Here is a 10,469-nt window from a genome sequence, read left to right on the forward strand (position 1 = left end):
GGTCCACGGCCGGTGGACCGGGGGCCTGCTCCGTGAGCGGCGGAACATGGCTCCGGGGGCCGAAAGCACTACGGGCCACGGCGCCGACACGGGACCCTCAACCCATGCGGCACCGCAGCCCGGAGCTGTCGTCGGGCGCCGGGCCCGATCGAGAACTGTGCGGGGTCCTCGATCTGCGGCGTCCGACCGAGGAGGGGTCGCGCGCGGTCAGGGCAGTTGCGCGAGAGCCTCTCCTTGGTGCCCTTTCATTGTGGACTAGACCAATCTCGGTTGTCCAGGCCTCTCGGAAAATTGGTCTAAACAACTCCCGGGAGTGGGCAGGCCCCGCCGGGTCTCCCGCAAGCCCCCCGCGAGTCCGTCCGCGGGTCCGCCGCGCCCCGCCCGGACCGGCGGCGCTACGCTCGCCATGTGCCCTCGCTGAACGAACTCGTCCGCCGCCACACCACCCTCACCGGGGCCGACGTGGAATGGCTCCACCACCTGGTCTCGGAGTGGCAGCTACTCTCCGACCTCTCCTTCGCCGACCTGGTGCTGTGGATCCCCACCTGGGACGGCATCCGCTACGTATCGGTGGCGCAGATGCGGCCCAACACCGGGCCCACCTCCTACCAGGACGACATGGTCGGCCACCTCGTCCCGCGCGGCCGCCGCCCGCTGCTGGACGCCGCCTTCGACGAGGGGCGGATCGTGCGCGAGGGCGACCCGGAGTGGCGCGAGGAGGTGCCGGTCCGGGTCGAGTCGATCCCGGTCCGGCGCGAGGGCAAGGTGCTGGGCGTGATCGCCCGCAACACCAACCTGCTGACCGTCCGCACCCCGAGCCGACTGGAGCTCACCTACCTCCAGAGCGCCTCCGACCTGGCCCAGATGATCGCGGCCGGCTCCTTCCCCTACCCCGGCGTCGAGCAGGCCGACATGGACGCCGCCCCCCGGGTCGGCGACGGCCTGATCCGGCTGGACGCGGACGGCATCGTCACCTACGCCAGCCCCAACGCCCTCTCCGCCTACCACCGCCTCGGCCTCACCACCGACCTGGTCGGCAGCCACCTCGGCCGGGCCACCGCCGACCTCGCCCCGCCCTCCCGCTCGGCCGTCCACGAGGCGCTGGTGAAGCTGGCGAGTGGCTGGGCGCCCCGGCAGACCGAGGTGGAGGCGCAGGGGGGAGTGGTGACCCTGCGGGCGATCCCGCTCAAGCCCAAGGGCACCCTGACCGGTTCGCTGGTGCTCTGCCGGGACGTCACCGAGCTGCGCCGCCGCGACCGCGAGCTGATGACCAAGGACGCCACCATCCGGGAGATCCACCACCGGGTGAAGAACAACCTCCAGACCGTCGCGGCCCTGCTGCGGCTGCAGTCCCGCCGGATGGAGTCGGAGTCCGGCCGGGCCGCGCTGGACGAGGCGGTGCGCCGGGTCGGTTCGATCGCGATCGTGCACGAGACGCTCTCCCAGGCGCTGGACGAGCAGGTGGCCTTCGACGAGATCGCCGACCGGGTGCTGGCGATGGTGATGGAGCTGTCCCAGGACGGCCGGGTGGCGACCCGCCGCACCGGCAGCTTCGGCATCCTGTCCGCCGAGGTGGCCACCCCGCTGTCGATGGTGCTGACCGAACTGCTCCAGAACGCCCTGGAGCACGCGTTCGGCCCGACCGCCTCCGGGAACCTGGAGGTCAGCGCGCTGCGCGGGCGGGCCCCGGCGACCGGGAAGGGCTGGTCGGACAGCTGGAACGGCGGCGCCCGGCCGGAGGAGTACCTGCTGATCACTGTGCAGGACGACGGCCGTGGAATGCCGGAGGGGTTCGACCCGAAGACGGCGGGCAACCTCGGGCTGCAGATCGTCCGGACGCTGGCGACCGGTGAACTGGGCGGCACCTTCGACATGGTGGCCGGCCCGAACGGCGGGACGAAGGTGGTCCTGGAGATCCCGGTCCGCTGAGGCCCCGGTCCGCTGAAAAGCTGCTGAGAATCCGTTGCGCGAAGGCGCACGGCGGGGGCGTGCGCTCGGCGGAAGCGCCGGGTGCACGCTCCACGCGCCGGAGTGCGGAAGCCGAAGTGCGGAAACAGAAACGAGGCCCTGTCGACCGGGGGGGGTGGGTCGACAGGGCCTCTCAACCCGTTCCGGCCGTCGGGGGGAGTCGGCCGGAACGGGGGCTCTGGGTGGTGCGACACCTCGCCGGTGCGTTGCACACGGTGAGCGCCACAGCTCCACGATATTGCTCTAAGTGAACAGTATCAAGTGTCTGGGCGGGCTCGGTGTCGCGGGACCCGGCTGGGCAAGGTCCTTTGTGCGGAAGGCTTCACCAGGAGGTGCAGGGAAGCCTTTGATCATGTGTCGATCGGTACTGCGGTTCTGCCGGTGCTACGGCGTGTGATCGCTGGGCGATCAGGCGGTGCGGGCGCGGTTGCGGGCGGCGCGGCGCTTCATCGCGCGACGCTCGTCCTCGCTCATGCCGCCCCAGACGCCGGCGTCCTGGCCGGTCTCGAGCGCCCACTGGAGGCACTGCTCCATCACCGGACAGCGGCGGCACACGGCCTTGGCTTCCTCGATCTGCAGCAGAGCAGGACCGGTGTTCCCGATCGGGAAGAACAGCTCCGGGTCCTCTTCGCGGCAGACAGCGCGGTGGCGCCAGTCCATGGTCGTCCAACTCCTCCTGCCGCGGGGGGTGGCCCGATCGGCATAATCGAATGGCTTGTGAATGTGAACGCTTTCACGAATCCCGCAACAGCAAAAGAGACCAAAGGCCCACCGGGCCCGGGTGGTCTGTGCTGGGGGGGATTCGGCGATTCGAGGGGCACTCCGCGGTCGGCGCTCCTGTGGTTCCGGAGTTGCCGTCGCTGCGATGTGTCCCGATCGCCATGTAGAGGTTCGCAAACCTCGGGCTCGGATACAACCCCCTTCGGGGAGGAATTTTGGATTCTTCGGTGTCGCCTAGCTCACAGCCAGTACTTCTATGGAGTGAAGGGGGCTTGTGCGTTCGAGAAGAAGGGGGAAGCCCTCTTCCAGTCACACAATCACACGCAGTGCCCGCCGTACGCCTGTGAAACTGACGCGACTCCTGTCTCCAAGATGGTCCCCGTCGACTTGGAACGGGGCCGGTTCCTCTGAAACCAAGGTGAAGTGTCTGACGTCGTGATAGGAGACGACGTGCTTCCCGGAAGGCCCGGCCGGAGGGGCGCCGCCGCTCGAAGACGTGTACGACCGCAGGATCTGACGGACCGTTCGAGCCGTGCCGAACGCCGTCATCCGGGTGATGCCGAAGACGTCCAGATCCGTGTCGAAGGAGGCGAGCGGTGAGGGGTAGACCGGACGGTTGCCGAGGAAGGTCCAGGGCGAGGTGTTGCTGACTATCGACAGGACCAGGCCCGGAACCCGTTCGCGGCCCGGCAGCTCCAGGGAGATCGGGCCGGAGCGGCGCTGCTCACGCTGGGTGAAGTAGTGCCGGAGCGCCTGGCCGACGTACAGGGCGTGGGTGGACTTGCGCCCGGCCCGGCGCTGCTCCTCGACCCGGCCGACCACCCCGGCGTCGAAGCCGAGGCCGGCGGTGAAGGTGAACCAGCGGTCCGGCAGCCCGTCGGTCATCGCCTTGCCCAGCCCGATCGGCCGCTCCCGGCCGTGCTCCAGCGCGTCCAGCAGGGCGCCGGTGGCCTCCACCGGGTCGTTGGGCAGACCCAGCGCGCGGGCGAACACGTTGGTCGAACCGCCCGGCACCACGGCCAGTCGCGGGACCTTCTCGCCCGGGCCGTGCGCCAGCAGCCCGTTCACCACCTCGTTGACGGTGCCGTCCCCGCCCAGCGCCACCACCAGGTCGACCGTGCCGTCCTCCGACGCCTCGCGGGCCAGGTCGCGCGCGTGGCCCCGGTACTGGGTCTCGGCGACCTCCAGCTTGAGATCGCTGCGCAGCGCGTGGATCAGGACGTCCCTGGTCCGGCCACTGGTGGTGGTGGCCTTGTGGTTCACGACCAGGAGAGCGCGCATGGGGAAAGCCTACGGGTCGGTACGGACCAACCGGCGGCTACCCTGCTGGAGTGACCGCAGAAACCTCCGCACCCGCACCCTCGGCCGGCTCCGGCCGCCCGGCCTCCCTGACCCTGGGCGCCGCCATCACGGCTCTGGAGGGCGCCGCGCTGGCCGTCGTCGGCGTCTGGGACATGGTGGCCGCGCTGTCCGGCCAGGCCAAGCAGCTGGCCCTGAACGAGTTCGGCGGAGCGGTCATCGTGCTGCTCGGCGTGCTGCCGGTCCTGGCCGCCCTCGCGCTGCTCAAGGAGCGCCGCTGGGGCCGCAGTCCGGCGGTGCTGACCAACTCGATCTGCCTGCCGGTCGCCTACTACATGGTCCAGAGCGGCGGGGCGATGGTCGCGGTCGGCGCGCTGGTCGGCGTGCTCGGCCTGGCGGGCATCGGCTGCCTGCTGAACCCGAAGTCGACGGCGGCCCTGTACGCCCCGTCCGAGGACTAGGGGCGCACAGGGCCGCCGGGTGACCGCACGGCCGCCGAGCCGGAGCTGGGCGGCCGTCAGTCCTACTCCTCCACCAGGAGCTTCTCCCGCAGCTGGGCCAAGGTCCGGGCGAGCAGCCGGGACACGTGCATCTGGGAGATCCCCACCTCGGCGGCGATCTGCGACTGGGTCATGTTCCGGAAGAACCGCAGCACCAGGATCTTCTGCTCCCGGGGCGGCAGTTGGGCCAGCAGCGGCTTGAGCGACTCGCGGTACTCGACGCCCTCCAGTGCCTCGTCGGTCGCGCCCAGGGTGTCCGCGACGGCCGGCGACTCGTCGTCGCTGTCCGGAACGTCCAGGGACAGCGTGGAGTACGCGTTGGCGGACTCCAGGCCCTCCAGGACGTCCTCCTCGGAGATCCCCAGGTGCTCGGCCAGCTCGTGCACCGTGGGGGAGCGGCCGTGCCGCTGGGAGAGCTCGCTGGTCGCCGTGGTGAGCGACAGCCGCAGCTCCTGGAGCCGGCGCGGGACGCGCACCGCCCAGCCCTTGTCGCGGAAGTGCCGCTTGATCTCCCCGACGATGGTCGGCGTCGCGTAGGTGGAGAACTCGACGCCGCGCTCGTGGTCGAAGCGGTCCACCGACTTGATCAGGCCGATGGTGGCGACCTGGGTGAGGTCGTCCAGCGGCTCGCCCCGGTTCCGGAAGCGCCGGGCCAGGTGCTCGACCAGCGGGATGTGCATCCGCACCAGCTGGTTGCGCAGCTCGACCCGCTCCGGGGAGCCCTCGGGCAGTGCGGACAGCCGGACGAACAGCGCGCGGGCGGCCTCCCGGTCCGGGGCGCCGGTGCGGTGCGAGCTCTGGGCGGGCACGGCGCCGTGCAGCTCGGCCTCGACCTCCTGGTCCGCCCCGTCCACCGGGTCCGGCGGTGGCACGGAGGCAGGCGTCGGCTCGGACGTCGGCTCGGTGGGGTGGCTCATCCGGTGGGCGTCCTTCGGGTGCGCTTCGTCGTTGGCGGCGAGACCGGGAACGCTCGCCTGGGTCGGTACGGCAGGTCCCGCCGTCGCGAGGCCGGTACGGTCCAGATCACTCACGGCCATTCCCCCGTTCCGTTCCGGGAGCACCGGGGCCGGTGGCCCCGGAATCGTCTCGTTGGTCGTACCGCCTGGGGGCGGTACCGGGAGCCGTCCGTCGGGCCCCGGGTCGGGGGAGCGGCGGACGGCCCTTGCGCGGGTGCTGCTCGGTCGTGCGGTTCGGTCCGGCGCCCGACTAGTGGGCGGGGGACCCTCCGCGCTTCTTGTGCAGGCTGATCGACACGGTGTTGTCCTCGCCGACCGAGGAGTCGACCTCGCCGGCCAGGGCGGAGAGCACCGTCCAGGCGAAGGTGTCCCGTTCGGGCGCCTTGCCGTCGGTGGTCGGGGCGGAGACGGTGACCTTCAACGAGTCGCCGACCAGCCGGAACTCGCAGGACAGTACGGAACCGGGCACCGCCTGCTGGAGCAGGATGGCGCAGGCCTCGTCGACCGCGATCCGCAGGTCCTCGATCTCGTCGAGCGTGAAGTCCAGCCGGGCCGCCAGCCCGGCCGTCGCTGTTCGCAGCACGGAGAGGTAGGCCCCCGCTGCGGGCAGCCGGACCTCCACGAAGTCCTGAACACCGAGATCGCCGTCGATCTGGGACACCCTTGCCTCCTGGGTGGCGCGCTGTGCTTTCTTGGTACCCCGCTTGTTACCGCTTGCTACCCCCGGAGGGGGCCCGGCGTCGCGGATCCGCCATCGCTCTGCCTTCCGCACCCCGGTTCGGGAGTTACTCATGGTAAGGCATTGCGACGCAGGGTGGCAGACCCTTTCACCGGACTCCGGACGGCCGTTCAGCGCCGTCCGGCGGAGGCCAGCGCCTCGTCGGTGAGCCGGTACACCGTCCACTCGTCCATCGACACCGCGCCGATCGACTTGTAGAAGTCGATCGAGGGCTGGTTCCAGTCCAGGACCGACCACTCGACCCGAGAGTAGCCGCGTTCGACGGCGATCCGGGCGAGTTCCAGCAGCAGCGCCTTGCCGTGGCCGCCGCCGCGCGACTCCGGGCGGACGTAGAGGTCCTCCAGGTAGATCCCGTGAGTGCCGCGCCAGGTCGAGAAGTTGCGGAACCAGAGCGCGAAGCCGACCGGCTCGCCGGTGGCGTCGTCCTCGGCGATCAGCCCGAACAGGGCCGGGTTCTCGCCGAACAGGGCCTCGCGCAGCTGCTCCTCGGTGGCCTTCGCCTCGTGCAGGGCCTTCTCGTACTCCGCGAGTTCGCGGATCATGGCGTGGATGACGGGGACGTCGGTGGCGACGGCGGTGCGGATCATGCCTGTGAGCCTACTGCTCGGGACCGGTCTCGTCCCAGGCCTGGACGGAGGTCTGGTCGACGATCCGGCCGTCCCGCAGCCCGGCCATCGAGGACATCAGCACCCGGACGCCGTCCGGGTACCGGCAGGACTCCAGGAAGGCGACGTGGTCGCCCTGGACCACCACCTGTTCCAGCTTGTGGGTCATCTCGCGGCCGTAGATGTCGTCCAGCATGGCGCCGATCTCCTCCCGCCCGTGCATCACCAGGGGGTGGCTGGGCTGGGTCCTGCGGTCGACCATGCGCAGTTCGGCGTCCTCCGCGTAGAGCGACAGGAGGACCTCGGCGTCGCAGCGTTCGATGCCCTCGCGCAGTGCGCGGGTGTCGAAGGCGGTGGGTGCCGCCATGGTGGTCATGATCTCGCTCCTCCGGTCGGTTCCGTCGGCTCGTACCTTGAGCGTACGCCCGGCCGCCCGTACCGGAGGGGCGGGATCCGGGCCGGTCAGCGGGCCGGCACGGTGCGCAGGTACTCGGCCAGCGCGCTGATCGCGGCCGGGTTGCGCGGGCTCTCCACCAGGTCGACGTAGTCCATGACGAAGATCCGGTCGTTCCTGATCGCGGAGACGTTCGCCAGCGCCGGGAAGGTCTTGAGGAACTTCCGCTTCTCCTCGGCCCCGGGCGTCGCGTAGTCGTTGATCACGATCACCTCGGGGTCGCGCTGCACCACGCTCTCCCAGCCGGCCGTGACCCAGCTGTCGGTGAGGTCGCCCATCACGTTGGTCCCGCCGGCCTTGGCGATGATCTCGTTCGCGGCGGCGAACTTCCCGGCGGTGTACGGCTTGTCCTGCCCGCTGTCGTACAGGAAGACGGACGGGCGGCGCCCGGGCTGCGGGACGGCGGCGATCTGCGCCTTGAAGTCGGCGATCAGCTTGTCGGCGCGGTCCTTGACGTCGAAGATCTCACCGAGGTTGGCCAGGTCGGTGTAGAGCGCCTCCAGCGGGTCCATCACGCCGCGTTCGGTGCCCTTGCCGCTGCGACAGGACTCGCTGAGCACGTACGAGTCGATGCCGAGCGCCTTGAAGGCCTGCGGGGTGACGCCCCGGCCCTCGTCGAAGCCGTAGTGCCAGCCGGCGAAGACCAGGTCGGCCCTGGCGTCCAGTGCGATCTCCTTGGTGATCTGCTGCTTGGAGAGCCACGCCGTCTGCTGGTAGCCGTCCTTCCAGGCGACCTTGTCGATCCGCCCCTTGTCGTCGGGCATCACGTAGCCGGCCATCCGGTCGGCGAGGCCGAGCGAGAGCATCAGCTCGGTGATGCCGACGTCGTTGGTCACCACCCGGGCGGGCTTCCGGTCGAAGGTGAGCTCGTCGCCGCAGTTGCGCACGGTCACCGGGTAGTGGGCAGAGGCGGTGGCGGCCTCCTGCGGGGCGATCTCGGCGCCGCAGGCGGTGAGTCCGAGGGCGAGCAGGGCGGTGGTGGCAACGGCCTTGGTGCGCACGGTGGTTCCTCTGGAGGGGGTGGGATCAGGCGGAGTGGTCGAGGCGGTCGAACAGCAGCTGGAGGGTGCCCGTCCCCGGGTGTCGCACCGGGGTGCCGCGGACGCCGAACACCTCGGCCAGCAGGGCGGGTCGGAGCACCTCGCCGGGCGGACCGGAGGCGACGATCCGGCCGGCCCGCAGCACGTACAGCAGGTCGCAGTGGCTCGCCGCCAGATTGAGGTCGTGCAGCGCGGTGAGCACCGTCGGACCGGCCTCGCGGGCGAGCGCCAGCACCTCCAACTGGTGCGCGATGTCGAGGTGGTTGGTGGGTTCGTCCAGCACCAGCAGACGCGGCTCCTGGACCAGCGCGCGGGCGAACAGCACCCGCTGCTTCTCGCCCCCGGACAGGCTCAGGAAGCCCCGCTCGGCGAGGTGCCCGGCCCGGACCTTGCGCAGCGCCTCGGCGCAGCGCTTCCCGTCCCCCTCGGCCGGGGCGCCGAGGCGGCGGCGGTGCGGCAGCCGGCCCATGGCGACCACCTCGGCCACCGTGAAGTCGAACTCGGCGGAGTGCTCCTGGGTCAGCGCGGCCACCCGGCGGGCCGTCTCGCGGGCGGTGAGGGCGTGCAGGTCGTCGCCGGCCAGCCGGACCACGCCGCCGGCCGGCTTCAGCACCCGGTAGACGCAGCGCAGCAGGGTCGACTTGCCGCTGCCGTTCGGGCCGACCAGCCCGACCACCTGCCCGGCGGCGGCCGCCAGGCTCACCTCGTGGACCAGCCGGGTGCCGGCCAGCTCCACCGATACGGCGTCGACGGCGAGGTCCTCGGCCCGCACCGGTCCGGTCACGCCGGCCGTCTCGGTCAGGTCGGTCATCGGGTGCCTCCGAAGGCCTGGCCGCGGCGGCGCATCATCACCAGGAAGGCGGGCACGCCGAGCACCGCGGTGAACACCCCGACGGGCAGTTCGGCGGGCGCCAGCAGGGTGCGCGAGGCGATGTCCACCCAGACCAGCAGCAGCGCCCCGGCGAGCGGCGCGATCACCAGCACCCGGCGGTGCCCCGCGCCGACCAGCATCCGCGCCAGGTGCGGCATCAGCAGCCCGACGAAGCCGATCGCCCCGCTGACCGCGACCACGGTGCCGGTGACGGCGGCGGTCACCACGAACAGCTCACGGCGCAGCCGGTCCGGGTCCACGCCGAGCGAGGCGGAGGTCTCGTCGCCCATGGCGAGCGCGTCCAGCCGCCCGGCGGCGCAGGCCAGGTAGGCGAGGCCGGCCAGCACCGTGACGGCGGCGATCGGCACCTTGCCCCAGGTGGCGCCGCCGAGGCTGCCGAGCAGCCACATCATGGCGTCCCGGGCGGCCTCGCCGCGGTCGGCGGCGAAGACCATCAGGGTGGTGGCGGCGGAGAAGCCGTAGGACAGGGCGGTGCCGGTGAGCACCAGGCGCAGTGGGGTGAGCCCGTACGCGGTGCGGGCGGCGAGGTAGACCAGCGTCATGGCGGCCAGTGCGGAGCCGAAGGCGGAGGCGGAGACCGCCCACACCCCGAGCGAGGCGAAGGCGCCGAACAACAGCACGGCGTTGGCGCCGACGGCCGCGCCGGAGGAGATGCCGAGCACGAAGGGGTCGGCCAGCGCGTTGCGCACCAGTGCCTGGACGGCGACCCCGCAGGCGGCCAGCCCGGCGCCGACCACGGCGGCCAGCACGGTGCGCGGCAGCCGGATCTCCCAGACGATCGCGTACGCGGCCGCCTCGCCGGCGTCCAGCCGGCCGCCCGTCAGCCCGGCGCCCAGCAGCCGCAGTACGCGGGGCAGGCCGAGTCCGGAGGAGCCGAGGGCGACCCCGCAGACCAGCGAGAGCAGCAGTGCGGCGGCGAGGCCGGCGGCGAGCGGGACGACGGGTATTCGACGAGCGGGCGGGCCGACTGCACGGTTGACGGGTGCGCGGTTCACGGGTGCGCCTTGCCTCGGGCCGCGGGTGCGCCGGGGCGGGCGCCGGCCGGAGGCGTGCCGGGGCGCCGTTCCCCTCGCAGTCCGCGGCGAGTTGTCGGGAGGTCGGCGGCCGAGGGCGATCGGGCTGGCGCGGTCGTACGGGCTGGTACGGGCCGTGCTCACCGTTGCGGGTCAGCGCCGGATTCACACCGGACTTCCCCCTCGGACGCCCTGGCAGCATAACAGCCACTCAGGGCAGGCAACCCTTACTTCGCCGGATCGGACGTGAACGCACGACCGCCCCCGTCCGGCGGTGCGGACG

At 71.7% G+C, this 10,469-nt stretch carries 11 protein-coding genes and 1 riboswitch; of the genes, 2 read left to right on the forward strand and 9 right to left on the reverse strand.

The window, feature by feature from the left end; all coding sequences use genetic code 11:
- The first annotated feature begins 408 nt into the window (after positions 1–408).
- On the forward strand, positions 409–1,929 hold the full coding sequence (locus ACFU7Y_RS30885; RefSeq protein ID WP_224280720.1) for a sensor histidine kinase: 1,521 nt from the start codon (positions 409–411) through the stop codon (positions 1,927–1,929).
- A gap of 447 nt (positions 1,930–2,376) precedes the next feature.
- On the opposite strand, the gene ACFU7Y_RS30890 is transcribed toward ACFU7Y_RS30885, so the two are convergent.
- Positions 2,377–2,628, reverse strand: a complete 252-nt coding sequence (locus ACFU7Y_RS30890; RefSeq protein ID WP_014138019.1) for a WhiB family transcriptional regulator — start codon at positions 2,626–2,628, stop codon at positions 2,377–2,379.
- Positions 2,629–2,997: 369 nt separating this feature from the next.
- A complete protein-coding gene (locus ACFU7Y_RS30895; protein WP_224280721.1) occupies positions 2,998–3,969 on the reverse strand; it encodes a diacylglycerol kinase family protein in 972 nt (323 codons plus the stop codon).
- 50 nt (positions 3,970–4,019) lie between these two features.
- Between ACFU7Y_RS30895 and ACFU7Y_RS30900 the strand changes: the two genes are divergently transcribed.
- Positions 4,020–4,448 (forward strand): hypothetical protein, encoded by a 429-nt coding sequence (locus ACFU7Y_RS30900; protein ID WP_224280722.1) that lies wholly within the window; start codon positions 4,020–4,022, stop codon positions 4,446–4,448.
- Between the two features lie 62 nt (positions 4,449–4,510).
- On the opposite strand, the gene ACFU7Y_RS30905 is transcribed toward ACFU7Y_RS30900, so the two are convergent.
- From ACFU7Y_RS30905 to ACFU7Y_RS30935, 7 genes are all read right to left on the reverse strand, one after another.
- Positions 4,511–5,518 (reverse strand): RNA polymerase sigma factor SigF, encoded by a 1,008-nt coding sequence (locus ACFU7Y_RS30905; RefSeq protein ID WP_374119980.1) that lies wholly within the window; start codon positions 5,516–5,518, stop codon positions 4,511–4,513.
- 175 nt (positions 5,519–5,693) lie between these two features.
- Entirely contained in the window at positions 5,694–6,104 is a 411-nt protein-coding gene (locus ACFU7Y_RS30910) for an anti-sigma regulatory factor (protein ID WP_224280723.1), read from the reverse strand.
- A 188-nt stretch (positions 6,105–6,292) separates the two neighbouring features.
- The gene (locus ACFU7Y_RS30915; RefSeq protein ID WP_224280724.1) at positions 6,293–6,769 is read right to left on the reverse strand and encodes a GNAT family N-acetyltransferase; all 477 of its coding nucleotides are present in this window, start codon (positions 6,767–6,769) and stop codon (positions 6,293–6,295) included.
- A gap of 10 nt (positions 6,770–6,779) precedes the next feature.
- Positions 6,780–7,163, reverse strand: coding sequence for a nuclear transport factor 2 family protein (locus ACFU7Y_RS30920; protein ID WP_224280725.1), 384 nt, complete (start codon positions 7,161–7,163; stop codon positions 6,780–6,782).
- Between the two features lie 86 nt (positions 7,164–7,249).
- Entirely contained in the window at positions 7,250–8,242 is a 993-nt protein-coding gene (locus tag ACFU7Y_RS30925; RefSeq protein ID WP_224280726.1) for an ABC transporter substrate-binding protein, read from the reverse strand.
- A 25-nt stretch (positions 8,243–8,267) separates the two neighbouring features.
- Positions 8,268–9,092 carry an ABC transporter ATP-binding protein gene (locus ACFU7Y_RS30930; protein WP_380770377.1) on the reverse strand — a complete coding sequence of 275 codons (825 nt, stop codon included), beginning with the start codon at positions 9,090–9,092 and terminating at the stop codon, positions 8,268–8,270.
- Positions 9,089–10,168 (reverse strand): iron ABC transporter permease, encoded by a 1,080-nt coding sequence (locus ACFU7Y_RS30935; RefSeq protein ID WP_224280728.1) that lies wholly within the window; start codon positions 10,166–10,168, stop codon positions 9,089–9,091. Before ACFU7Y_RS30935 ends, ACFU7Y_RS30930 begins: the two co-directional genes overlap by 4 nt.
- A 92-nt stretch (positions 10,169–10,260) precedes the next feature.
- Positions 10,261–10,410: riboswitch (cobalamin riboswitch) on the reverse strand.
- Between the last annotated feature and the right edge of the window lie 59 nt (positions 10,411–10,469).

The organism is Kitasatospora sp. NPDC057542 (assembly GCF_042801945.1).
Taxonomy (GTDB): Bacteria; Actinomycetota; Actinomycetes; order Streptomycetales; family Streptomycetaceae; genus Kitasatospora.

Excerpts from the sequence above, each read along its gene's own strand:
- ACFU7Y_RS30930 (WP_380770377.1), bottom strand. The coding sequence starts at position 9,092 with ATGACCGACCTGACCGAGACGGCCGGCGTGACCGGACCGGTGCGGGCC.
- ACFU7Y_RS30895 (WP_224280721.1), bottom strand. The coding sequence starts at position 3,969 with ATGCGCGCTCTCCTGGTCGTGAACCACAAGGCCACCACCACCAGTGGC.
- ACFU7Y_RS30915 (WP_224280724.1), bottom strand. The coding sequence starts at position 6,769 with ATGATCCGCACCGCCGTCGCCACCGACGTCCCCGTCATCCACGCCATG.
- ACFU7Y_RS30920 (WP_224280725.1), bottom strand. The coding sequence starts at position 7,163 with ATGACCACCATGGCGGCACCCACCGCCTTCGACACCCGCGCACTGCGC.
- ACFU7Y_RS30890 (WP_014138019.1), bottom strand. The coding sequence starts at position 2,628 with ATGGACTGGCGCCACCGCGCTGTCTGCCGCGAAGAGGACCCGGAGCTG.